Annotated in this window: 19 protein-coding genes and 1 tRNA gene; 14 read left to right on the forward strand and 6 right to left on the reverse strand. The window is 32.6% G+C overall.

What is annotated here, in order from left to right:
- Positions 1-79: 79 nt before the first annotated feature.
- The 6 genes from NO995_RS09545 to NO995_RS09570 all read right to left on the reverse strand — a co-directional run bounded on the left by NO995_RS09545 (position 80) and on the right by NO995_RS09570 (position 7323).
- On the reverse strand, positions 80-265 hold the full coding sequence (locus tag NO995_RS09545; RefSeq protein WP_240574561.1) for a DUF2892 domain-containing protein: 186 nt from the start codon (positions 263-265) through the stop codon (positions 80-82).
- 18 nt (positions 266-283) lie between these two features.
- Complete coding sequence (locus NO995_RS09550) at positions 284-589, reverse strand: hypothetical protein (RefSeq protein WP_258227308.1); 306 nt, start codon at positions 587-589, stop codon at positions 284-286.
- A gap of 36 nt (positions 590-625) precedes the next feature.
- Complete coding sequence (locus tag NO995_RS09555) at positions 626-3820, reverse strand: efflux RND transporter permease subunit (protein WP_258227309.1); 3195 nt, start codon at positions 3818-3820, stop codon at positions 626-628.
- A 125-nt stretch (positions 3821-3945) separates the two neighbouring features.
- Entirely contained in the window at positions 3946-5022 is a 1077-nt protein-coding gene (locus tag NO995_RS09560; protein WP_258227310.1) for an efflux RND transporter periplasmic adaptor subunit, read from the reverse strand.
- Between the two features lie 9 nt (positions 5023-5031).
- The gene (locus tag NO995_RS09565) at positions 5032-6342 is read right to left on the reverse strand and encodes a TolC family protein (protein WP_258227311.1); all 1311 of its coding nucleotides are present in this window, start codon (positions 6340-6342) and stop codon (positions 5032-5034) included.
- Positions 6343-6480: 138 nt separating this feature from the next.
- The gene (locus NO995_RS09570; RefSeq protein ID WP_258227312.1) at positions 6481-7323 is read right to left on the reverse strand and encodes a universal stress protein; all 843 of its coding nucleotides are present in this window, start codon (positions 7321-7323) and stop codon (positions 6481-6483) included.
- A gap of 225 nt (positions 7324-7548) precedes the next feature.
- Between NO995_RS09570 and NO995_RS09575 the strand changes: the two genes are divergently transcribed.
- The 14 genes from NO995_RS09575 to NO995_RS09640 all read left to right on the forward strand — a co-directional run bounded on the left by NO995_RS09575 (position 7549) and on the right by NO995_RS09640 (position 22686).
- Entirely contained in the window at positions 7549-8316 is a 768-nt protein-coding gene (locus tag NO995_RS09575; protein ID WP_258227313.1) for a DUF3108 domain-containing protein, read from the forward strand.
- 7 nt (positions 8317-8323) lie between these two features.
- On the forward strand, positions 8324-8836 hold the full coding sequence (locus NO995_RS09580) for an FUSC family protein (RefSeq protein ID WP_258227314.1): 513 nt from the start codon (positions 8324-8326) through the stop codon (positions 8834-8836).
- A gap of 120 nt (positions 8837-8956) precedes the next feature.
- Positions 8957-10012, forward strand: coding sequence for a M28 family peptidase (locus NO995_RS09585; protein ID WP_258227315.1), 1056 nt, complete (start codon positions 8957-8959; stop codon positions 10010-10012).
- A 64-nt stretch (positions 10013-10076) separates the two neighbouring features.
- Positions 10077-11087 (forward strand): M28 family metallopeptidase, encoded by a 1011-nt coding sequence (locus tag NO995_RS09590; protein WP_258227316.1) that lies wholly within the window; start codon positions 10077-10079, stop codon positions 11085-11087.
- Positions 11088-11205: 118 nt separating this feature from the next.
- A complete protein-coding gene (locus NO995_RS09595) occupies positions 11206-11382 on the forward strand; it encodes a hypothetical protein (protein ID WP_240574571.1) in 177 nt (58 codons plus the stop codon).
- 215 nt (positions 11383-11597) lie between these two features.
- Positions 11598-11682 (forward strand) — tRNA-Ser (locus NO995_RS09600).
- Positions 11683-11962: 280 nt separating this feature from the next.
- Positions 11963-13183 carry a site-specific integrase gene (locus tag NO995_RS09605; RefSeq protein ID WP_258227317.1) on the forward strand — a complete coding sequence of 407 codons (1221 nt, stop codon included), beginning with the start codon at positions 11963-11965 and terminating at the stop codon, positions 13181-13183.
- Between the two features lie 68 nt (positions 13184-13251).
- Positions 13252-14271, forward strand: a complete 1020-nt coding sequence (locus NO995_RS09610; RefSeq protein ID WP_258227318.1) for a hypothetical protein — start codon at positions 13252-13254, stop codon at positions 14269-14271.
- Positions 14272-14358: 87 nt separating this feature from the next.
- A complete protein-coding gene (locus NO995_RS09615; RefSeq protein WP_258227319.1) occupies positions 14359-14676 on the forward strand; it encodes a helix-turn-helix domain-containing protein in 318 nt (105 codons plus the stop codon).
- A gap of 49 nt (positions 14677-14725) precedes the next feature.
- A complete protein-coding gene (locus NO995_RS09620; protein ID WP_258227320.1) occupies positions 14726-15262 on the forward strand; it encodes a hypothetical protein in 537 nt (178 codons plus the stop codon).
- A gap of 10 nt (positions 15263-15272) precedes the next feature.
- The gene (locus NO995_RS09625; protein WP_258227321.1) at positions 15273-16691 is read left to right on the forward strand and encodes a hypothetical protein; all 1419 of its coding nucleotides are present in this window, start codon (positions 15273-15275) and stop codon (positions 16689-16691) included.
- A gap of 328 nt (positions 16692-17019) precedes the next feature.
- On the forward strand, positions 17020-17178 hold the full coding sequence (locus NO995_RS09630; RefSeq protein WP_258227322.1) for a hypothetical protein: 159 nt from the start codon (positions 17020-17022) through the stop codon (positions 17176-17178).
- A 215-nt stretch (positions 17179-17393) separates the two neighbouring features.
- Entirely contained in the window at positions 17394-20315 is a 2922-nt protein-coding gene (locus tag NO995_RS09635) for an ATP-dependent DNA helicase (RefSeq protein ID WP_258227323.1), read from the forward strand.
- Position 20316: 1 nt separating this feature from the next.
- Positions 20317-22686 carry an AAA domain-containing protein gene (locus NO995_RS09640; protein ID WP_258227324.1) on the forward strand — a complete coding sequence of 790 codons (2370 nt, stop codon included), beginning with the start codon at positions 20317-20319 and terminating at the stop codon, positions 22684-22686.
- The last annotated feature ends 1 nt before the right edge of the window (position 22687 follow it).

Genomic DNA, 22687 nt, shown 5'->3' on the forward strand with positions numbered 1-22687 from the left:
ATAACCTTAACACATTAATAACTTAAACAACATCAATTTTGAGAACCAACCAAACCTTGTTCAATTTCAAATAAAAACATTAATCTTTAACACCTAATTTCTCTAAAATGGTATCCATTAAACACCATTTGGTTAAAGAGGATTGTAATAAATTAGCGCCTACAAATGCCGTAAACCACAACCAGTTTTGATTGACATAAATCGCTAATAATAAACTTACCAGAATAAAGGTTCCGGCAATACCACGTACTATTCTATTTTTCATTTTTACCTATTTTAATTCTTATATAAATCGTTCTATTGGAAGTACAATAGCCCTAATTGGATTATTGGTTTCCATATGACTATTAAATTCTTCAATTCCCTTAAACAAAGCATCAATACGATCTTCTTCAGTAAAAGAAAAAAACATATTAGACTCATTACCTTTGGATTCTCCGGCAAACCAATTTGAAGCCACTATTAAAGGATTGGTTGTTTTATAGCCGTCAATATCCGACTCACTAAAATTTTCTATTTGCGCTTTTCTGAACAGTTTTATAATATCATTATGAAACTCCTCTACTGCTGTTACTATTACTAATTTCATGGTCTGTAATTTTTATATGAACTACCCCTCAACAGATTATTTATAATTTTTTCTTTCAATCATGTAATATACTAATGGCACTACCAACAAGGTTAATACTGTAGATACTATTGTACCTCCCATTAACGAAATAGCTAAACCTTGGAATATAGGGTCGAACAAAATAACGAATGCTCCAATAACTACGGTTCCTGCAGTTAGTAAGATTGGTGTTGTTCTTACAGCTCCGGCCTCGATTGCTGCTTGTTTTAACGGCACGCCTTCTTCTAATCGAAGATTGATAAAGTCGATAAGTAATACCGAATTACGAACCATAATACCTGCCAAAGCAATCATTCCAATAAATGACGTTGCCGTGAAAAAGGCGCCCATCATCCAGTGACCTAAAATGATACCGATTAACGATAACGGAATAGCCACCATCATAACCACTGGTGCTTTAAAGTTCTGGAACCAACCTACAATTAAGATGTAAATCAAGATAATCGCTCCTAAAAAGGCAATTCCTAAATCTCTAAATACTTCTAAGGTAATTTGCCATTCCCCATCCCATTTTACAGTATAATCATCTTCATAATCTGGTTGTCCCAAATACATTTCGTTCATCTCATAACCTTGAGGTAAATCAATGGCTTTAAGTTTTTCTTCCATACCTAAAATCGCATACGCCGGACTTTCCAGTTCCCCCGCCATATCAGCCATCACATACACCACGCGTTTCTGATTTTTTCTATAGATACTTTTAGCACTTGTCGTTTCAACAATGTCAACTAAATCCGCGATTGGCACTAAATTACCTTGTTGCGATTTCACTTTTAACTGCGAAATATCCTGAATGGTAGATTTTTCCTTTTCATCTAAACTCAACACCACACCAACCTGATTTACAGCATCTTCATCATACAAGGTTGTTATTGGACGATTTGCCAGAGCCATATTCATCGTGTACGCTATATGCTTAGGCGCCACACCGTAAAGCATCGCTTTTTCCTTATCGATTGTAAACTGATATTCTGTTTGATCGGCTTCTACCATCCAATCGATATCCACCACATCTTCGGTGTTATGTAATATGCTTTGAATGCTATCGGCTATCTGCATTTGCTTGTCGTAATCTGGGCCATAAACCTCAGCTACAATCGTTGATAATACCGGTGGTCCTGGCGGAACTTCAACAATCTTCACATTAGCATTGTATTTTGAAGCTATCTTTTGAATATCGGGACGTAACAACTTAGCAATATCATGACTCTGTGCCGAACGTGCTTCTTTATCTAAAAGATTAACCTGAATATCGGCCATATTACTACCGCCACGTAAATCATAGTGACGTACCAATCCGTTAAAGGTAATTGGTGCCGATGTTCCAATATAATTCTGATAGTTCACCACCTCAGGACGTGTCGATAAATATTGTGAAATCTCCTGTGCCACTAACGCGGTACGCTCTAATGTGGTACCTTCGGGCATATCAATCACCACCTGAAACTCGTTCTTATTATCGAATGGTAACATTTTTACCGCCACCGATTTGGTAAAGAACATCATCATAGTTCCTATCAACAAAACAAACGTACCTCCTAAAAAGATCCAGCGTTTTGCTTTATTTTCCATTAACGGACGCTCGAACTTGTTATAGAACTTATAAATTACTGTTTCTTCTAACGCTTTTTTAGGTTTCTCTTCAACTCCTTTTTTATCCTTTTCTCTTAAGAAAATATATCCTAAATATGGTGTTATGGTTAAGGCTACGAATAACGATAAAATCATCGCAATAGACGCTCCAATTGGCATGGGCGCCATATAAGGTCCCATTAACCCAGATACAAACGCCATTGGTAATACCGAAGCAATAACAGTGAACGTCGCTAAAATAGTCGGGTTCCCCACCTCGTTAATGGCGTATAAAGCCGCTTGTTTAAATGGCAGACGCTTCATCTTGAAATGCCTGTGCATATTTTCGGCGATAATAATGGAATCGTCGACCACAATACCCGTAACAAACACTAACGCAAATAAGGTAATTCTGTTAAGTGTATAATCTAACATGTAATAACTTAACAGCGTTAAGGCGAAGGTAATGGGTACCGATAAGAATACCACTAAACCACCACGCCAGCCCATGGCTAACATCACCACAAACGTTACGGCAATAATAGAGCCGATAAGGTGTAACAATAATTCCGATACTTTATGCGATGCGGTTTCACCGTAGTTTCTGGTAATTTCAACATGAACATCGTCCGGAATTAAATTTTGTCTTAAATGCTCTACTTTATCAATAATCACATCGGCAATTTTCATGGCATCAGCACCTTTACGTTTCGCTACCGAAATAGTAACTGCAGGATACTCCGAATTAAAATCTGATGCCTTTTCACTACCCTGACCAAAGCCCAGACTCACATAGTTTTGAGGTACTTCTGGTCCGTCAATAATTGAAGCTACTTGTTTTAAGTATATTGGCTGATTTTGTTGTACACCAACTACTAAATTCTCCACATCGGTAACACTTTCTAAAAACCTACCGGTGTTGACTACAAACTCGGTATCATTCTTATCGAAGGTTCCTGAGTTTAACTGCGTGTTATTAGCCTTAATCATTTCAGAAACCGATAAGAAATCCAGACCACTGGCGGCTAACTTATCCTTATCTAAAACCACGCGAAGCTGGCGGCTTCTTCCGCCTATTTTATGAGTTATGGCAACATCATTCACCTTTTTAATTTCAGCTTCCAACTCCTGAGCCATTAACCCTAACTGATAATCGTCGTAATGTTCACTCCACAGCGTCAAACCTAACATCGGCACATCGTCAATAGCACGTGTTTTCACCAACGGAAAAGTAACCCCTTCCGGCATTTGGTCCATGTGCTTATTAATCTCATTGTACAGCTTTACAAACGAGCGCTCAATATCTTCACCCACGTAAAACTGAACAATCACCATGGCTTGTTCTTTCATCGAGGTTGAATACACATACTCTACCCCTTTAATATTCGAAATTAATTGCTCTAACGGCTTTACCACGCGCGATTCTACCTCTGTAGGACTCGCTCCCGGATATCCCACAAAAATATCAGCCATAGGCACATCAATTTGTGGTTCTTCCTCACGCGGAATTAAAAACGAACTATACACTCCAATAACCATAAAAACGATCATTAAAAGCACAGTAAGCTTAGAGCCTATAAAAAGCTTGGCTATTTTTCCTGCTAAACCTTCTTTCATTGTTTTAATTTTTTGGGCGTTTTAACGGGCTGTACGCTGTATCTTTTTTATTGTTTTGCATTTCGACTGCGCTCAATGTGACAATAAAAAAGGATGCCGCTGCCATCCCTAACGCAGATTTATAGTTATTGAATTGAAATTTTTGCGCCGTTATAAAGCTTACCTTCAGCCGAAACGATATACGATTCATCAGCCGATAAACCAGATAACACTTCCACCTGGTCGCCAAACGTTCTTCCTAAACGTAACCAGCGTAAAATAGCCGTATTACTTTGGCTTACGGTATACACACCAGACAACTGTCCATTATTAATAACCGCATCACTGGGTATTAAAACCATTGCGGTTTTAGCTTTGCGTTCCACCGGAAATTGTACGGTTGTAAACATACCAGATAAAATATTCGCATCCGTTTTCTCTAAAACCACTTTTACTAAATACTGTCCACCTGTCTGACTCGCCGATGTACTTACTTCGGTCACTTTACCTTTTAAACTCTGGTTGATAGATTTCACTAAAACCGTTGCTTCTGTTCCTTTTTTAATCGCTGAAATTTCAGTTTCAGGAACCATAGCCATCACTTCGTAACTTCCTGGTGCTTCAACGGTAATAAGCGGCTGACCTGGATTGGCCATATCCCCTTTTTCTGCCATTTTACTGGTTACAACTCCAGAAAAAGGCGCTGTAATATTAGTATAAGCAAACTGTGCATTCACTTCATTTTCCATCTGTTTAGCGCCTTCTAAACGTGCTTTAGCCATTTCGTAACGCGCGGTCATATCGTCGAATTCTTTTTGTGAAGCACTATTGTTATCGTATAAACTTTTAAAACGATTATAATCTTTTTCGGCGTTATTAAAAGCCGCGGTTGCTTCGGTAATACCGGCATTAACCTGCGCTTTTTTAGCTTGTAAATCGGTATTATTAATGGCAACTAATAGCTGTCCTTTTTTAACGTTGTCTCCAACATTTACCAATACATTATTAATGTACCCCATCGTTCTGGTGCTTAAGGTAGCGCTGTTCTCCGCTTTAATTTTTCCACTTACGGCCAAAAATGGTGAGTTTCCATTCTCTGAAACCTGATTTACGGTAACCGCAATTGCAGGTCTGTTATCTGCAACGGACTTCTTGTCATCACTTCCACAACTAGCGAATAAAACAGCTAGTGATAGTATTGTTAATGTGTATATTTTTTTCATCTCTTATCCTTATTCTTTAGTTAAAAATTCTAAGTATGCCTGCGCATAGTTATATTCAAAAATGGTTTGATAGTATTCTAATTGTTTTTGTGAAAACTGGGTTTCAGCCATCAATAAGTCTGAAGTTTTCTCTAAGCCTTCTTTAAATCTGTCTGTTCTGATTCTTAAAGATTCTTCAGATTGTTCTAACGCCAGTTTTGTTAAATTCAGCTTGTTTTCAGCGTCCTGCAACATACGTTTTGCCTTGTTAAGCTCTAGTTTGCTTTGTGATACATACTGATTGTATTCTAACTTCGATTTTTCGTATTCAGCTTTACTTTTCTGTGCTTTACCAAAACGTTTCGACCCCTGAAAAATATCCCAGCTTAATTGCGCACCAACCACATAACCACTGGCATCGGCTCTAAATATTTTATCGTCGTACATCTCGTAACTACCAAAAGCATTTAATCGAGGCAAAAACGTCATTTTATCAGCTTTACTCATGTCCTTATAAGCCTCACTTGCTAATTCCATAGCCTTGATATCGCTACGGTTTTCTGAAATACTTGAATTTTGAAAATCTAAGGCTTCAACTACCAAATCTTCGCTTGGCTTGTAAACCACATAGGTTTCATCGTTCATTAAAAACGATAGGTAATTTGAGGCATTCTGAACGTTACTTTTCGCATGTTGTAACTGCGCCTGAACTTCGCTTACACGAACTTCCACGTTAAGGACATCGGCACGTTGTAAGTAGCCTTGCTTAAAACTATTGTCAGCTAAGGTTTTATTGGCATTGGCAGCCTCTAAAGCTTTATTTAAAACATCAACCGCTTTGTAGGCTAACTGCAATTGCATATAAGCCTTATCGACTTCAAGCGCTAAATAATCTGAAGTACGCTGCGTTTGTAACGACATCGCCTCCATTTTTGTTTTAGCAGCTTTACGCTGATAAATACCATCGGCATTGATTAAAGGTTGCTGAACTTCAATTTTCGTTGCGAAGTTTTGAGTTTTTGACGGATCGTTTAACAAGGCCGGATCGAAATCTGAAGCCGTTAAAATCTCCTGGTTTAATTTAGAACCAAAAGCCATAAGCGGATTTGTTGTAGAAATTCCGGTATGGCTTGCAGTTATATTTGGTAAGAATACAGCATTTGTTTGCCTGAAATCGGCCTGCGCTTTATTGAATTCTTCCTCCGATATTTTTATCGATGTGTTTTCTTCCTGAACTCTGCTTAAAGCTTCTGCCTTAGATAACAGAACAGTTTCCTGTGCCTGAGACACCAAAGCGAGACTGAGAAAACTAAATATTAATACACCTATTTTGTTCTTCATAATTACTTAAATTAATAATTCAAAAGTAGGTCGGTAGATATTTATTTTCAGTAACTTATGTTACTTCAATGTGTAACAAAGGTTACATAATCAATTATCTGGAAGAGATACCAATCTTATTTAATATGTATTTGTGGGCTATTCGCGTTTTGGTAAAACTAATAAAGGAATATTTATATTAAATGCGAAAGTTTCTGCCTGATGTTCTACAAAAACCGTTTCTAAAAACGAGTGTTTTTTATTTATCATGGCAATTAACTTTATATTGTTATTGGTTATATATCCCTGAATGGCATCGAAAATATCCTGAACATTAGTTTCTATCATTTTATAAGATACATCTTCAAAGTGTTCATTGAAAAAGTCAACATCTCGAAACAGTTCTTTAGGATCTGAATTTTCCAACACCACATGTAAAACGCTAAGCTTACTACTATTTTTAGCTATAATTTCATCAAGCAGTCTTAATTCCTGCATGTTATATAAGGATTGAAAACTGGTGGTGAAGGCTACATCCTGCAAACCTGTAAATTCATATTCATCAGGAATTACCAATACCGGAACTTCACAGTGTTGCAATACTTTAACCGTATTACTACCAAAAAGCTTTTTGCTTAAACCTGATGCTCCTTTGGTTCCCATAATAATTAAATTCACATCATTATTAATGACCGCCTGATTTATGGCATCGGTAAAATTATCATAATCGACTAATGAAAAGAATTCATGTTTTTCATTTTTATAGGTTTTAACCAACTTAGCTATTAATTTGTCAACAGATACTTTTGCTGCTTCAACAACTGTATCATAGACAACGCCTGTTGGGTTTGCCATCATTAAATCATCAGATATATAAGATCCCACACGCTGTACATTCATAATATAAAAGTTACAGGTTTGATTTTTAAACATCTTCATTGCATAATCGATAGCATTTAATGAATTATCTGAAAAGTCCGTAGGTAATAAAATCGTTTTCATAATTAAAAGTTTTTCTTGTCACTCGCTGTTTCCTGTCTGAATAATAAACAATTAAAATTCAGATATATAAAAATACAATTTGTTAGGCATACAAATCATGACAATTATCAGTATTCCTACATCAACACTTACAAACAAACAAAAATTAGCATAATAGATTAAAGCATTGTATTTTCGGCACAATAAATGATAATCCTGTCGTTATACATTATAATCTATAATCATATGAAAAGCATCCCATTTCTATTCATGCTATTCTTAGCATCTTTAACTGCCATAGCACAAAACACAGCGGTTGGTTATAACGAAAAACTAACCTATACCGCTTCTTACAATATGTCTGGTGTATTAAACGACATTGCAGAAGTGACTATGGAAACCAGCCCGGTAAAAACGTCTAAAGCAACTTTATTACGTTTAAAATGTACAGCCGTAACTTACAGCAAGTGGGACAACTTTTTTAAAATAAGAGATTTATACGAAAGTTATGTAAGCCCAAAAACTCTTACTCCTTATTTATATTCACGCGACATTAACGAAGGTGGCTATTATAAATACATGAAATATACTTTTAGCCATAGCACCGGAACCGTTAAATCGTTAATGAAAAAGAAAAATAATTACGAGGAAAACAAAACCGTAAAAATAAATGCAGGGACAAAAGACATTGTTTCTACGATTTATAATCTAAGATTAATAGATTTTAGTGCCATGAAAGTTGGTTCTAAAAAAAGTTTTACTATTATCTTTGACCGCGAAGAAACCAAAGGTCAGGTAACATACTTAGGTAAAGAAACCATTAGTACAGCTATTGGTAAAAAAGAATGTTACAAATTAGCTGTTGGATCTAGTGACAATGTGTTACAAGGAACAAACAGTAACCTTATTTGGCTTACTGCCGATGCTAATAAGATTTTGGTTTACGGTAAATTTAAAATTCCAGTGGGTAACGGTGAATTAAAAATTAAATCGGCTACAGGATTAAAAAATTAATTTTAGAATGAAAAAAACACTAACCATATTTGCTGTTATAGCTTCTGTTTTCGCTGTCATATTATCAGTATTACCAGTTTCTAATCTCGCTATTTTCCCGGGAATTGCAGCTCTTTTGCTTGCCGGAGGTGCCTTCTATTTAGGAAAGAAAACAGGAGAAGTAAAAAAATTAGTTCAGTTTTCATTTCTATTAACTATAATGGCTTTGGCGGTTACCACTTACAAAGCCGCTTTTACCGTTACAGAAGTAGAAAATACGGAAGCATTAGAAGCTAAAGAAGAGGAGTTTGAAGAAGCTGCTATTGAAGAATTAGAAGGTCTAGAACTTGAAATTGATGAAGCCGAACTAGGTGATTTAGAAATAGACGACGCAGCCATTGAAACTATTGAAATCGACGAACCTCAAATAGAATCTTTAGAAATTAATGAGGCTGAATTAGAAAATCTTGAAATAAAAGCTAATGAGATTATAGAATCTGAAATTGAAGCTTCAGATTTAGAAAACTTAGAAATTAATTAGTAAGTAATTTCCTGTTTTTATTATATTTGGGATAGGAACAAAAAATGAAACTCACACTTTCAACATTTTTCTGCCCCAAGGAATGATGGTTGTAAGTTTCATGTGATATAACACAAACACATGAAAATCTTCTGCATAATCTCTGCACTTACCCTCGTGGGTACATGTGCTACACCTAAGTATACTACTAAAATTGAAAATATTAAAAATAGTATACAGTTGGTCGATAAGCCTTGGGTTACCAAATATGCAAGCACCATCACTTCAGAAGAACTAAAAACACATCTCTACAAGTTTGCATCTAAAGAATTTAAAGGGAGACGCGTAGGTGAACCGGGACAAAAAAAAGCGGCTCATTTCTTAAAATCCTATTATCAAACAGAAAACATAACCTCCCCTTTGGGAGATACCATTAATTATTATCAAAAAATACCTCAAGATTTTTTCCTTAAAGACATAAAACCTACCGAAAATGTCATGGCATTTATTGAAGGAAGTATAGTTCCTGAAGAAATAATTATTATATCTGCACATTTAGACCATTTAGGCATTAGCGATAAGGGGGAAACTTATTTTGGTGCCGACGATGATGCCTCGGGAACAGTGGCGCTTATGGAAATGGCACAGGCTTTTAAACTGGCTAAAAAAGAAGGTCACGGTCCGAAACGCAGTATTTTGTTTCTACATTTAACCGCCGAAGAAATTGGAAAAAAAGGCTCAGAATACTATACCTTACATCCCGTATTTCCGTTAGAAAACACCGTAACTAATCTGAACATGGATATGATAGGTCGTATAGACGATGTTCATAAAAACAATCCCAATTACCTTTATTTAATTGGTGCAGACCGGATTAGTAAAGAATTACATTATATTTCCGAAGAAGTAAATAACACCTTCTTTCATATCGATTTAGATTACCGTTATAATGCTGAAAATGACAGAAATCAGTACTATACCAGATCTGATCATTATAATTTTGCGGCTAAGGGTATCCCGGTTATTTTCTATTTTAATGGCGAACACAGCGATTACCACCAACCTACAGACACACCAGACAAAATAGAATTCGATTTATTAGAGCAGCGTACACGATTTATTTTTGCCACCGCATGGCAAATTGCAAATCAAAACCACCGATTACTAACCGATGAGAATAACCATTTGTTAAATTAATTTCAAAATCGGGTAAGCTATAAATTCATTTTTGTAATATTAGAGTCTAAATAAATTTAACTTCATGAAACGACTAAGTGTCTTTTTATGTACCGCCCTATTAATTACATCGTGCGGTACATCGCAAAACAATAAGCAACAAGATAAAGAAGATTTATCTGCAACTTATGCTGCAACCATAACTTCAGATGAATTAAAAGAAGCTTTGTATACCTATGCTTCAGATGATTTTGAAGGTAGAAAAACAGGTGAACCTGGACAAAAAAAGGCGGTAAACTTCCTAAAAGATCACTACGAAAGTTTAGGTATAGAATCACCAATTGCTAAAGGCGATTATTTTCAAGATATTCCAGAGTCGTTCTTTTCAAATAAGGCTAAAGCTTCTGAAAATGTAGTGGCTTACATTAAAGGATCTGAAAAACCAGATGAAATTATAGTAATTTCAGCACATTTAGATCATATTGGTGTTAATGGCAATGGAAAAATTAATAATGGTGCAGACGACGATGGTTCAGGAACCGTAGCCATTTTAGAAATTGCAGAAGCCTTTAAAAAAGCAGCCAATGAAGGACACGGACCAAAACGTAGTATTTTATTTTTACACGTTACTGGTGAAGAAATTGGTTTATTTGGTTCAAGATACTACACCGATGTCGACCCTATTTTTCCATTAGAAAATACAGTTGCCGATTTAAATATCGATATGATAGGACGAGTTGATAAAAAGCATGAAGATAATCGTAACTATGTGTACCTTATTGGATCAGATAAACTAAGCACCGAGTTACACAACATTTCTGAAGAAGTAAACAAAAAGTACATTAATATGGACTTTGACTACAAATATAACGACGACAACGATCCTAATCGTTTTTATTATCGTAGCGACCACTACAACTTTGCAAAAAATAACATTCCGGTTATTTTCTATTTTAACGGCACCCACGACGATTATCACAGACCATCGGATACTCCTGATAAAATTCAATACGACTTATTAGAAACCCGCGCACGCCTGGTATTTCATACTGCCTGGGAACTGGCTAATCGAAAAGAAAGAATAAAATTAGATTAAACTGATAATTCATAAAAAAGCCTCTCATTAAGAAATGAGAGGCTTTTTTATTTTCCTCAATTTCATATCAAAACCCAGTAAACTTTTATAAAACGCCTTAATTAATTAGTTTTACAGCATGGAATACACAAAATTAAAAGACCAGCTACCCGAAGACGAAGGTAAATACAACGTAAATATTAAATCAGGAAAAGGATTTAGAGAAAGCATAGCTATCTGGACACCTCATGTTGGATTTGTTCTAATTGATGATAGTTTAGTAAACGATGAATATATTGAAGGATGGCATATTTAATAGTCTAAAACTTGACCAATATCAAAACTGAGAGAAGAATTATGGACTTCATAATCACTTTTCAAAAATTATTTAACATACAATTTACTAAAGCCCAACATGTTTACTTTCCGGCATGAAATTTAAACAAACTAAAACGTAAAAATGTTTGATATAATAGTAAAAGGTTATTATATTTGCACCCGCAATCAGGAAATACCTGATGAGACACTCAAGGAGAAATGGCAGAGTGGTCGAATGCGGCGGTCTTGAAAACCGTTGAGGGTCACACCTCCGGGGGTTCGAATCCCTCTTTCTCCGCTGATAAAGTAGTCAAAAGACGCTTTAAAAATCAAAACCCTTTAAACATCAGTGTTTAGAGGGTTTTTTATTTTTGGCAAGTACTCAAAATACCCATTAATTGTCAAATCTAAGTTACCCTATAGGTTACCCTAGCCTAGTTACCCTGATAATTACCCAAGTTGTTACCCTGACAAATTTAAAAATATTGGGTAACTGATAATTCAGGGAATCCTTGGGAATCCCTAGCTATACCGTTGTTTTACAAATAATTTTACCAAAATTTTAAATTTATAATATTATGATTAAAACAATTTTCTATTTAAAATCGGACAAAGAAAACAACAAAGGTGAATCTGCTATCTATGCAAAGATTTCATTAAGGGGTAAATCAACAACTTTGGCTACGGGAAAATACATCTCGAAAGAAAGATGGGACTTTACAAATAAACTCAAAAATACTGTAAGATTAAATCCCGAAAAAGTATGTCAACAAACCTTAGAACGACTAGATTCTAAAATTGAAAGTATATATCTTGAATTATCAAAAAACAACTACAATGTAACTCCTCTTGAAGTAAAGAATAATTTAACTGGAAAAACTGAAAAAATTGAAGGTTTAGATATTCTTAAGCTTTTTGATAAACATAATAACTTCTTTCAAAAACGATATAATGCTGGTGAACGCTCGAAAGCTTCACTTCAAAAATATAAAAGAGCAAGAGATTTAATTGCAAGTTTTATTAAAGTGAAATATTTTAAAACAACATTTCCATTAATAGAAATAGACAATAAGTTTATTTATAGTCTTGAAGATTACTTAAAATACGAATCTTCGTTTAATGGAAAAAAAGGAATAAGTCATAACTCTGTTGTGAAATATTTTCAATGTTTCTCGACTATGTGTAATTACGGGATTAAACATAGTATTATCAAGTATAACCCCTTTTCTGTGTACGATGAAAAGTTAATAATTACAGATGCTGTATTTCTTACTAAAGAAGAATTACAACGAATAGAAAACAAGGAATTTGAAACAGATAGACTTAACAAAGTTAAGGACATATTCTTATTCTCATGTTATACAAGCTATGCGCCATGCGACGTTGAAAAGTTAACCAAAAACAATCTTATTAGGGATAATGAAGGTGTATTTTGGATAAAGACGAATCGTGCAAAAACAAATACTAAATCTAACGTACCGTTAATACCACCAGCGAAACGAATACTTGATAAGTATGAATATTTAGATGAAAAAAAGTTACTACCTAAAATATCAAATCAAAAAATAAATGAATACCTCAAAGAAATAGCAACCTTATGTAAAATCAATAAAAAGCTCACCCACTATGTAGCTAGGCACACCTTTGCTACAACCATAACTTTAGGAAACGGTGTTTCCCTTGAAAATGTTAGTTCAATGATGGGGCATACCAGAATAACCATGACACAACATTACGCTAAAGTTCTGGATGAAAATGTAAAAAATGACATGGAAAAATTAAAACATATATATTCATAATTCTTTATTTTTATATACTTTAGAAGCTCTTCAATATTGAAGGGCTTTATTTTTTATTAAATATTCAAATGAAAAAAATCAATGACCTATATTCTGAAATAGAATTAATTATCAATCCAGAAATTGAATATTATCATGAATTAAAAAACATTAAAATACATGATAAATGGATAAATGAAATAGATTATTTATTCTTCAATGAATGGGAAGAAAAGCTAAAGACGAAAATTAATGAAATAACTGATTTAGAAAGCCCTATAAAAATTAAATTAGCTAAAGTTTTTCATCAGGAATTATTAACAAAATACGATGACTTACTCAAATTAGATTACACTAATATTAGCTATTTAAAAGCTCTACCTAGAAATATTTTCATGAACAATTTTTTCATGAAACGACCGATTTCTAAATGTAAAGATTTCTATTTCTCTCCCGATAATTCAGATGCTTATGAAGAAATCTTGACTAAAATGTCTGAAGTATATGGATTTGAAGATTTTTTCGAAAACTTTCCCCAAGACACTTATAGCCCTGAAGAATTAAAAGATATTTTACAAGATGAAATTCTTTTTAAATTAAATGAAAAAGAAGAAAACCTTGATATGTTATATTCCTATGCATACTTATCTCTTTTTCTTGAGAACCAGAGGAAAATGTTTGGGAGAATCACTAAGTACCTCGATAACTTAATAAACTTCATTAAAAAGCTTGAAACCTTTAAAGAAGATGACATAACATTAGATGAGGTTTTGGTTAATAACCCAAATAATTTAAAGCTTGAATTTAAAATAAGTAAAAAAGAAATTGCCATATTATTCAAAAACTTAAGCGATTGTGAAATTTTTCATGTTGACAACACAGGATTTAAGCACGAACATACTCAACTTAAAAAATATATTGATAATGCCAACATGTATTTTTCTCACAATGGTGAACTAAAACCTGTTAAAGGTATAAACAAGGAATTTGCTAAAATTTATGGCACAGAAGAAAGAATAATGCATCGAGATTTTGAAAAAAAATTCCTAAAAGGTTTAATAAAAGATTTAACAAAAAGAATAGAGGAAATAAACTCCGAAGAACTTTAAAAGTTATAGGGAATGCGAGGGAATCCCTCGCTATACTTACAAACATGCAGGATATTTGCATCATATTAATTTCAAAAACAGATTTTTATGAATGCAAAAGACTTAAATTTTCAATTCCTTTCTAAGGAAGAACTTAAACATCTATTAACTCCTATTGTCTCTAAATTGGAGTCAATAGATAAAAAACTTAACCAAACAACCTCTACCCAAAAAAAAGGTTACTACCGTACCAAAGACCTAAAAGCAAAGTTAGGCTTATCACCAAATACCATCATAAAATATCGTGAAGCTGGCATCATTCCCTATACCCAATTAGGAGATGTCTACTTATACCCTATTGAGCAAATTGAAGAAATTCTTAAAACTAACTCAAATCTAGATTTATTCTTCAAAAAAGCATCTTAAATAAATTCTTCCCAAGAGTTTAATTTCAATTAATATCTAAAAATAAAAAATGGAAAATATATTATATCAAGTAGCCAAAGAATTACAAAAAACTATTGAAGATAAATCCATTAATGAACCTGTTGGTGCATGCTACCTATATGGACATTGTCTTACTGAAATATTTGGTCGAATGGGGCTTCAGAGTAGAAAAGTATCAGGGAAACTAGCCATTCTACAGAAAAAAGGTAAATGCAGATATATTACATATGGAAAATTACCATTTAAGGGACAACAGGTTGGAGTTTATCACACTTGGTGTGAAGTCATTATTGATAATGAGGTTTTTATAATAGACCCAAGTCTCAAATCTAATTTAAATTTTATTCAAAAAACATTTAAAATTAAAATTGACCGAATGGTAGAGCAAGATGTTTTAGTCACTAGTACATCAAAAACTTACTATTATAAATATTTTGAGGATACTTCTTTAGAGTCAGCTTCTAACACCTCTTTAATCTCATTAACTACTCCAGAGCAAGTAGACCTATTAATTGATATTACGCTTGAGGGAGTTCAGAAATCGTTAATAAAAAAATCAGCATAAACGTAAAATTATGATAACACATATAAATAAACAGAAGCTTGGAGTTTGGTTGCCAAATAAGTTATTCCACGCCCTTGAAATAAAGATTAAAGATTATAACAAATCAACCACTGGTATGAAACTAAATTTGACTAAAGCATCATATATTTTGAATCTATTATACTATATCCCTTTAAGTACAAATGAAAAATATGAAGATGGTTGGATACCTATTTGCAGTCAGGCTTTATTAAGGATTAAAGGATATAAAAAGTATATCGCATTCCTTCAGAATGAAGATTTCTTAAATAAAAAATGTATTGAATATAGCACAATATCCAATGCATGTAAAAAATATAAGATAGGTGATGCCTATATAAAACATTTGATTGATTTTCATTGGTTAGAGGATAATTCAAACTTCATAAAGAAATCGAATGAGATTAAAATTAGTAGAATGAATGTAGCAGATGAAAAGTGTTCACATTTAACTAAGTGGCTTAATCCAGAACTATTATCAATAGATTCCCTTTCAGCATTGAAATATATACAAGATACTTATATAAATGATTCACAGATAAAAAATAAAAACAAAAGAATCTTCATTGTTAAATCTATTCAGAATAAATGTTGGTCATTTAGTAGAGAAGGACTAGATAATAGGTTGCATTCAATATTCACTGCAATACCGAAAGATTTAAGAAAATATGTGAAATATAAGGGAGAACAATTAATATCCTTAGATATTAAGAACAGTCAGCCTTTTATTTTAGCTTCAATTTTAAAACAAATAATAAAACCAAGTGTTAATTTATTAAATAATTATTTATCTAATGAATATAATACACTACATGTCTCTATTATGTCAGACCTTTTATATGGTGACCAGCATAATGAAATTCAAACCTTTATCAATCAAGTATTAGATGGTACATTTTACGAACATTTTGGAGATATACTTTATAACGAAGGATTGATATCTAAAGACATAAACGAAGAATGCTATATAGGAATACCAAAAAAGATAAGAGGAATTTGGATTAAAAAACATACTAATTACGATAATTTAAGAAAGGTCAGTAAAGATGTGGTTATGCAAATTCTGTTTTCATCTGAAAAGCATAGTTCAGAATTCATAACCGTATTCAAAAAATATTATCCTGAATTGTATAGAGTCATTCAATCTATTAAAAAAGAGAATGAGAAGAATTTCTTTCCTGTTTTATTACAAAACATAGAAGCTGATTGTATTTTAGACCATTGTACGAGGTATATTTCCTACAAACACCCAGATATGCCATTATTTACTATTCATGACTCTATTGTAACTACAGAGCCTTATGAGGCTATATTAGAAGAGGAGTTAAATAGACTACTTGGTATTTACTTTGGCCTAAAACCAAGATTGGAAAGTGAGCTTTGGACTCAGCAATTTGATGAGGTTGGTTAAGTAATAACCTCAACTAAATAATGAATTCGATTAACCTTTAACTAAAAAAAATCTGTCTAAAATTTTTAAAAAATTTTTTAAGACATCCGACCTATTGTATATACACTTGAATTTTCAACCTAGATATAAGGGAGGATACGCAAGAACACTTTTTCTTTACACAATTGAAGGCACCTCCCTTCTAAAATCACCATACGACACCAAAAACTCATAATACATGCATGTAAATACACTCTTTAACTTGTTGTGAAGGTACCACTATAGTACCATAAATTCCCTTTTGAATGTTTTGAATATTCTAGATATTTATAATAAAAAGGAGTAAACTATGAAACTACCAAATCCATCTAAAGATGAAGTTTTACTAATTAGAATAAGTAAAAAAGAAAAAGAACATTTAAAAGAATTAGCTAAAAAAGGCAAACATGGAACAAATGCCAGTGAAGTTGTTAGAAATCTAATTGAACGTGAATACTTTAAAAAGTGATGATGCTTAAAATTTTTCTTAATAGATATTTTGCATCTAACTTAAAAATGGAATAAAGTATCACATTTATATCTCTGGAATTAAGTATTCAAAAAAAAGAAATTTAAAACATAAGAAAGTTCATATTAACTGCTTTTTTTGAAGTAAAGTTCTTATATTTATTTTCTCCCTAAAACAACGTAATTGATATTCAATTGAATTTTCATTTTAAATAAATGCTAGAATATAACTTAGATTCGTTAAACGTTGATAATGAAAAAAAGGAAGCTATTAGCAGCACAGAAGGTCCTTTATTAATTATCGCTGGTCCAGGCTCTGGAAAAACCAAAACTTTGGTTGAAAGAATTGTATACCTCATCTCTAAAGGAATAAAACCTGAAGAGATACTCGTTGCTACTTTTACTGAAAAAGCTGCAAAAGAGCTCATAACAAGAGTTTCTAATAGGCTTTTAGAACTAGAAGTTAAAATAAACTTGAATGAAATGTACATCGGAACTTTACATTCAATTTTTTTAAGATTTTTAGAAGAACATAGAGAATATACTAGGTTAAAGAGAAGCTATAAATTATTAGACCAATTTGACCAAAGGTTTTTTATCTACAGAAATATTAAATCTTATTTAGATTTAGATGGAGCAGAAGCTTTATTAGGGGATTTTAAGGTATCCAACTGGATTAAAGCAGACAAATTAATTGGCTATATCAATACCGTTGGTGAAGAAAACCTTAATATTAAAATCCTCAAAGAAAGTGATGACATAGGAGTTCAAACCATTGGTAAGTTTTACGAAATATACTCTAAACAGGTTGAAGAAGATAACTCCTTGGACTTTTCATTTATCCAAAGTGAGGCGTACAATTTGTTTATCAACCATCCTAACATTCTTAATGAAATACAGAATAAGATAAAATATTTCATGGTGGATGAATATCAAGATACAAATACAATACAAGAAAAAATAATACTTCTCTTAGCCAATAAAAACAATAATCTGTGTGTTGTGGGAGATGATGACCAAGGGTTATACCGATTTAGAGGAGCGACTATTCGAAATATATTAGAATTTCCTCAAAACTTTTCTAGTGGTCTTTGCAAACAAGTCACCCTGACAACAAACTATCGTTCTCATCCAGAAATAATCAGTTTTTACAATAGATGGATGGCTGAGTTAGATTGGACCGAAAATGGTAAACAATTTAGATATGACAAATTAATTCAACCAAGAACTGACAATTTTATTGATAATGCATCAGTAATAAAAGTATCCAATGAAGGGTCCATAGAAGATTATTATGAGGAAGTTTATCAATTTATAATTGATTTAGAAAAAAAGGGAGTACTTAAAGATAGAAATCAAATTGCTTTTTTATTTAAGTCTGTTAAGAATCAAAAAGTAATTGGTTTATCTGAGTATCTTGAAGAAAAAGGAATTCAAATTTTTTCTCCACGCTCGTCTTTATTTTTTGAGCGTAATGAAGTTAAATTACTTGTTGGTGCTATTGTATTTGTATTTCCAGATTTATTTGAAATTTTAAAGTGGTCAGATACAGCAAAACTTGAAATTTGGGACTATTATAATCACTGTAAGATTCTTTTCGCTAATGCAATTAGAAACGACCTTGAAAAGCATAAAACCCTATTACAATGGTGCCAAACTAGAGCTAAGCAGCATTTAACTTTAACCGAGGGAACTAATTACAGTTTTGCTGCATTAATTTATCAACTTCTGGAATACCCTATGTTTTCAGAGTATTTAGATATAAAGTTAAATGCAAACAAAACAGATTTAAGAGCTTCCTACAACATCGCATTATTTACAAAATTACTTTGGAAATTTGAATACCTCAACAATGTCACAGTAATTACACCAGAAAATAAAGAAAAGCTATTAAAAAACCTATTTAACGAATTCATAAGGTTTGTCTATGATGGTGGTATAGAAGAATACGAAGATTTCGATGAGTATGCTCCTTCTGGTTGTGTTTCATTTATGACTATCCACCAATCAAAAGGTTTAGAATTTCCTATTGTTGTAGTTGGAATGCCTAATAATAGACAGGGACCAAGAACACAATATACTGAAACCGATGCAATCTTACAGGAAAACTATTATGATAAACCACCTTTTGAACCACTTGAATTAACCAAGAACTACGATTTCTGGAGACTTTATTATACTGCCTTTTCTAGACCTCAAAATCTTTTAGTTCTGAGTTGCCGAGAAGAAAAAAATAAAAATGGTAGTTTTAGTTCTCCTAATAAATTATTTAAAGATTTATACCAAGAAACACCTTCTTGGAAAAGAGATGTTTTTGATGCAACTAAGTTGGAATTAGAAACCATCAAACCAACCAATATAAAACATGAATATTCGTTTACATCACATATCCTCCTTTATGAAAATTGTCCTCAACAGTATAAGTTTTATAAAGAATTAGAATTTACAGAGGTTAGAACTGGAGGTGTTCTAGGTGGGCAACTTTTACATCAAACTATCGAAGATATTCATAAAGCTGTTTTAAAAGGACAAGTCGAAACCCTGACAAATGAGAATATAGAAAGCTGGTTTAACACCAATTATCACTTATTATCTAAACAACAGCGCTCCTATTTGCATAAACCTCAACAAATAGCCCTATTAAAACAAATTTTAAACTACCGAGATAAAAACTCTAACGATTGGGATAAGATAGTTGAGGCTGAGGTAGATGTTTCCTTAGTTAAAGAGGATTATATATTAAAAGGAACTATAGACCTAATTAAAGGTCAAAATGGAACGGTTGAACTGATAGATTTTAAATCAGGCGACAAACCTGATGTAAATGCTACTGATGAATTAACAAGAAATACTCTAGACCGATATAGAAGACAATTGGAGGTTTATGCTCATTTAGTAGAAGAAAGAACTGGGCATAAAGTAAGTAAGATGCATCTACATTATCCAAAAGAACAAAATGGCAGTCCTTTTGTTAGTTTTAATAAAAATGAAAACACAATAAACCAAACGATTGAATCCTTTGACAGAGTTGTCAAAAACATTGAGAAAAAGAACTTTGATAATTCACATATTAAAAAGAATGAAAAGCAATGTTCTGATTGTGATATGAGATATTACTGTAACCCAAGACAATATTAAGATGACTGTTTTAGAATTAAAATCAACTTGTATAAATGGCACTCAAGTTTACTTGGATTGGTTAATTGAAAACGACAAAGGATTACAGACCATTGACATTAATTCTATTACCACAAAAGATAAAATCCACTATAAATTTAAATTATCATCAAAGTTATTTGATTCAGAATCTATCCTTATTAGACATGTACCAAGCTCAAAAGACTATAGCGACCTTTTTAAAATAATCGAATATGATGCCGATAAAAGAGTATTAATTTTAAAAAAGGACAAAGAATTTCCATTTGAAATAAGTAACGAAAAGCGAGATAATATTAAGATTGTTTCAAGTCTTAGGTTTTTAGTTCAAAATATCATTGACTGGTACCAACAAAACGGAGACAAACTTAAATTACCAACTCAAAAATCTCCTCTTTTTAATTCCTCTTCGAAAATTGAATTTGAAAACAACACTTCAAACGAACAAAAGGAAGCTATAAAAATGATTTTCGAAGCGCCGTTTTCATATGTTTGGGGTGCCCCAGGTACTGGTAAAACCAGATGGGTTTTAACCCAAGCAATGCTGCAATACATAAACCAAGGTAAACAAATAGCTATACTCGCTCCTACTAATAATGCAATTGAACAAGTATTGGAAGCTATTATTCCAATTGCTCAAAAGAAAGGAATACCACTTAAAAAGTTTATACGGCTAGGAAACCCAAGTTCAAAATTTTCTGAACTTTATCCAGATATCTGTGAAATAGCAGGTTTAGAAAAGCAACTAAAACAAATTGATAGCAGAATAGATTTTTTAAATAGGCATTCTTCTTCAGTCATCGAACAAAATAAGATTCAAACTGCTAAAACTTCAAAATTATTAGTCAAATACGAATCTTCGTTAGGCGACTATTTACTTTGTGAATCAAAAAAGAAAGAGCAAAAGCAAACCATTAAAGAGTTAGATGAAAAACTAGATAACCTAAGAAAAGGTCTTAAAAATCAAAAGCAAGGACTTTTAAACGTTAAACTTCAAAGGGAAAGTTTAATTAATAAAATTGGCGCCTTTTTTGGCTTAAATAATAGAGACTATGACTCTGAAATAAAAGAATTAGATAAATCTTGTGATACATCAAACCAGCAAATTATTAATACTACTCAGAAAATCGATATTGAAAAACAAGAATTAGATAAGATTAATATACACTCGTATAATTTAGACCTAGCTAACCAAACTGATTATAAAGAAGTATTAAATACATTCTCCTTTTTATTTGATGAAAACGAAAGTCATTTAAAGCATCCTATTAAAATCTCAAGAACTGAAATAGAAATAAAATCCAGAATTGAAAAACGCCTTTCTAAATTTGAATCAGACGCTCTTTTAGCATTAGAGTATAGTAATTTGGATGCATATGGTATTGAAAAGCTTATTCTTGAATTAAAAGAGAAAAGAGACAACTTAGCTGCAATGACTACAGCGCAACGACTAGAAAGTGTTTCAGTAGTAGCTTGTACCCTAGATAGCTATATAATGCGTTTTGTAGATACTCATTTAACTGTTAATCATATTTTCGTTGATGAAGCTGGATATGCCAATGCTTTAAAAACGCTACCTTTATTTATAAATAATATCCCTGTTACACTTTTAGGGGACCACAAACAATTACCTCCTGTTTGTGAATTAAACGATTTTGTTATTGAAAAAGATAAGACATTCTATGATGCCTATTTATGGCATTATACAAGTACATGTATCGATAGCTTATTTGTTCAAGACAAAAATGAAACCTACAGTAATTTTGTAAATAAAGTACAGCTAACTAAAAACCAAATGTTGTACAATGCACTAAGAACAACATATAGATTTGGAAGCAACTTGGCTAAGGTTTTAGGAGATTATATTTATAGTATAGATTTTAAATCTGGTAGTACTATCAATAATACGGAGATTTTCTATATAAACGCTCCCAAAAGAATGGATGAATTACGTAGTAGAAAAAGCGACAATGAAATAAACGCAATAATGAAATTAGTTGTACAATTAGATGCTAGTAACGAAGAATATGCCATTCTTTCTCCGTACCGAAAAGGGCAACTGTATCAACTAAGCCGTAGTCTACCGAATCAAAGAGATAACGAGCAAATTCTTACTGTTCATGGCTCACAAGGAAGAGAATGGAACACTGTTATTTTATCTGTTGTGGATACTAGCGACATGTATTTTACTAATACTTCTAGACCAAATGCTATCGGAAGAAATTTAATTAATACGGCTGTGAGTAGAGCAAAAAAAAGGCTTATTATTGTAGCAGATACTCATTTTTGGTTGAACCAACACAACCAATTGATTTCTGAATTATTAAGAATAGGAAAAGAAATAGAAATATAAG

Origin of the sequence: Aestuariibaculum sp. M13 (assembly GCF_024723255.1) — a bacterium.
GTDB classification, from domain to species: Bacteria; Bacteroidota; Bacteroidia; order Flavobacteriales; family Flavobacteriaceae; genus Aestuariibaculum; species Aestuariibaculum lutulentum.

Bases quoted from the DNA above. Each gene is read 5' to 3' on its own strand.
- NO995_RS09590 (WP_258227316.1), top strand. From the start codon at position 10,077: ATGAAACGACTAAGTGTCTTTTTATGTACCGCCCTATTAATTACATCG.
- NO995_RS09575 (WP_258227313.1), top strand. From the start codon at position 7,549: ATGAAAAGCATCCCATTTCTATTCATGCTATTCTTAGCATCTTTAACT.
- NO995_RS09570 (WP_258227312.1), bottom strand. From the start codon at position 7,323: ATGAAAACGATTTTATTACCTACGGACTTTTCAGATAATTCATTAAAT.
- NO995_RS09635 (WP_258227323.1), top strand. From the start codon at position 17,394: ATGCTAGAATATAACTTAGATTCGTTAAACGTTGATAATGAAAAAAAG.
- NO995_RS09615 (WP_258227319.1), top strand. From the start codon at position 14,359: ATGAATGCAAAAGACTTAAATTTTCAATTCCTTTCTAAGGAAGAACTT.
- NO995_RS09555 (WP_258227309.1), bottom strand. From the start codon at position 3,820: ATGAAAGAAGGTTTAGCAGGAAAAATAGCCAAGCTTTTTATAGGCTCT.
- NO995_RS09550 (WP_258227308.1), bottom strand. From the start codon at position 589: ATGAAATTAGTAATAGTAACAGCAGTAGAGGAGTTTCATAATGATATT.
- NO995_RS09605 (WP_258227317.1), top strand. From the start codon at position 11,963: ATGATTAAAACAATTTTCTATTTAAAATCGGACAAAGAAAACAACAAA.
- NO995_RS09620 (WP_258227320.1), top strand. From the start codon at position 14,726: ATGGAAAATATATTATATCAAGTAGCCAAAGAATTACAAAAAACTATT.
- NO995_RS09595 (WP_240574571.1), top strand. From the start codon at position 11,206: ATGGAATACACAAAATTAAAAGACCAGCTACCCGAAGACGAAGGTAAA.
- NO995_RS09630 (WP_258227322.1), top strand. From the start codon at position 17,020: ATGAAACTACCAAATCCATCTAAAGATGAAGTTTTACTAATTAGAATA.
- NO995_RS09560 (WP_258227310.1), bottom strand. From the start codon at position 5,022: ATGAAAAAAATATACACATTAACAATACTATCACTAGCTGTTTTATTC.
- NO995_RS09585 (WP_258227315.1), top strand. From the start codon at position 8,957: ATGAAAATCTTCTGCATAATCTCTGCACTTACCCTCGTGGGTACATGT.
- NO995_RS09610 (WP_258227318.1), top strand. From the start codon at position 13,252: ATGAAAAAAATCAATGACCTATATTCTGAAATAGAATTAATTATCAAT.
- NO995_RS09640 (WP_258227324.1), top strand. From the start codon at position 20,317: ATGACTGTTTTAGAATTAAAATCAACTTGTATAAATGGCACTCAAGTT.
- NO995_RS09565 (WP_258227311.1), bottom strand. From the start codon at position 6,342: ATGAAGAACAAAATAGGTGTATTAATATTTAGTTTTCTCAGTCTCGCT.
- NO995_RS09580 (WP_258227314.1), top strand. From the start codon at position 8,324: ATGAAAAAAACACTAACCATATTTGCTGTTATAGCTTCTGTTTTCGCT.
- NO995_RS09625 (WP_258227321.1), top strand. From the start codon at position 15,273: ATGATAACACATATAAATAAACAGAAGCTTGGAGTTTGGTTGCCAAAT.
- NO995_RS09545 (WP_240574561.1), bottom strand. From the start codon at position 265: ATGAAAAATAGAATAGTACGTGGTATTGCCGGAACCTTTATTCTGGTA.